Origin of the sequence: Micromonospora sp. PLK6-60 (assembly GCF_019890675.1) — a bacterium.
Lineage (GTDB): Bacteria > Actinomycetota > Actinomycetes > Mycobacteriales > Micromonosporaceae > Micromonospora.
In genome coordinates this window covers 1-1,761 of sequence record NZ_JAIOAA010000043.1, presented here as the reverse complement: position 1 = coordinate 1,761, position 1,761 = coordinate 1, and the positions used below count along the sequence as shown (strand labels likewise).

Sequence of the window (1,761 nt, the reverse complement as noted above, 5' to 3'; positions counted from 1 at the left end):
TCGAAGCGCGATGAACATCGTCGTACTCGTCAAGCAGGTGCCCGATTCGGGCGCGGACCGCAACCTGCGTGCTGACGACAACACCGTCGACCGCGGTTCGGCGAACAACGTCATCAACGAGATGGACGAGTACGCCATCGAGGAGGCGTTGAAGATCAAGGAGGCGCACGGCGGCGAGGTCACCATCCTGACCATGGGTCCGGACCGGGCGACCGAGTCGATCCGCAAGGCGCTGTCGATGGGGCCGGACAAGGCCGTGCACGTGGTGGACGACGCCCTGCACGGGTCGTGCGCCGTGACCACCTCGAAGGTGCTCGCCGCCGCCCTGGGCCAGCTCGACGCGGACCTGGTGATCTGCGGCGCCGAGTCGACCGACGGTCGGGTCCAGGTCATGCCGCACATGATCGCCGAGCGGCTGGGCGTCGCCGCGCTGACCGGCGCGCGCAAGCTCACCGTCGACGGGTCCACGCTGACCGTCGAGCGGCAGACCGAGGAGGGCTACGAGGTGGTCACCGCCTCGACGCCGGCCGTGGTGTCGGTCTGGGACACCATCAACGAGCCCCGGTACCCGTCCTTCAAGGGCATCATGGCCGCCAAGAAGAAGCCGGTGCAGACGCTCTCCCTGGGCGACCTGGGTGTCGCCCCCGCCGAGGTGGGCTTCGACGGCGCCACCAGCGCCGTGCTGGAGCACACCAAGCGCCCGCCGCGCTCCGGCGGCGAGAAGATCACCGACGAGGGCGAGGGCGGCGTCAAGCTGGTCGAGTTCCTCGCCACCGAGAAGTTCGTGTGAGGGGTCCGGACATGTCTGAGGTTCTCGTCGTCGTCGAAGCCACCCGGGAATTCGGCGTCAAGAAGGTCACCCTGGAGATGCTCACCCTCGCCCGCGAGCTGGGCACCCCGAGCGCGGTCGTGCTCGGTGGCCCCGGCGCCGCGCAGGCGCTGAGCGCCAAGCTGGGCGAGTACGGCGCGGAGAAGATCTACGCCGCCGAGAGCGAGGAGATCGACGGCTACCTGGTGGCGCCGAAGGCCACCGTGGTCGCCGAGCTGGTCGGCCGGGTGCAGCCGGCCGCCGTGCTGCTGGCCTCCTCCCAGGAGGGCAAGGAGATCGCCGCCCGGCTGGCCGTCAAGCTGGACAACGGCATCCTGACCGACGTGGTCGGTCTCGCCGCCGACGGCACCGCCACCCAGATCGCCTTCGCCGGTTCCACCATCGTCAAGTCCAAGGTCACCAAGGGCCTGCCGTTGGTCACCGTCCGGCCGAACTCGCTCAACCCGGCCCCGGCCGCGGCCACCCCGGCCGTCGAGCAGCTCACCGTCACGGTCGGCGACGCCGACAAGCTGGCCAGGGTCGTCGAGCGGGTCGCCGAGCAGAAGGGTTCCCGCCCCGAGCTCACCGAGGCGTCGGTGGTCGTCTCCGGCGGTCGCGGCGTCGGCAACGCCGACAACTTCAAGCTGGTCGAGGAGCTGGCCGACCTGCTCGGCGGCGCGGTCGGGGCGTCGCGCGCGGCGGTCGACTCCGGCTACTACCCGCACCAGTTCCAGGTCGGCCAGACCGGCAAGACGGTCTCCCCGCAGCTCTACGTCGCGCTGGGCATCTCCGGCGCGATCCAGCACCGGGCCGGCATGCAGACCTCGAAGACCATCGTCGCGGTGAACAAGGACGGCGAGGCGCCGATCTTCGAGCTGGCCGACTACGGCGTGGTCGGCGACCTGTTCAAGATCGTCCCGCAGGCCGCCGAGGAGATCCGCAAGCGCAAGTGA

General features: G+C 70.2%; 2 protein-coding genes. Both read left to right on the top strand.

The window, feature by feature from the left end:
* The first annotated feature begins 10 nt into the window (after positions 1-10).
* Positions 11-790, top strand: a complete 780-nt coding sequence (locus K7640_RS29785) for an electron transfer flavoprotein subunit beta/FixA family protein (protein ID WP_222958275.1) — start codon at positions 11-13, stop codon at positions 788-790.
* 11 nt (positions 791-801) lie between these two features.
* Positions 802-1,761: an electron transfer flavoprotein subunit alpha/FixB family protein gene (locus K7640_RS29780; RefSeq protein WP_222958274.1), complete on the top strand. Its 960-nt coding sequence runs from the start codon at positions 802-804 to the stop codon at positions 1,759-1,761.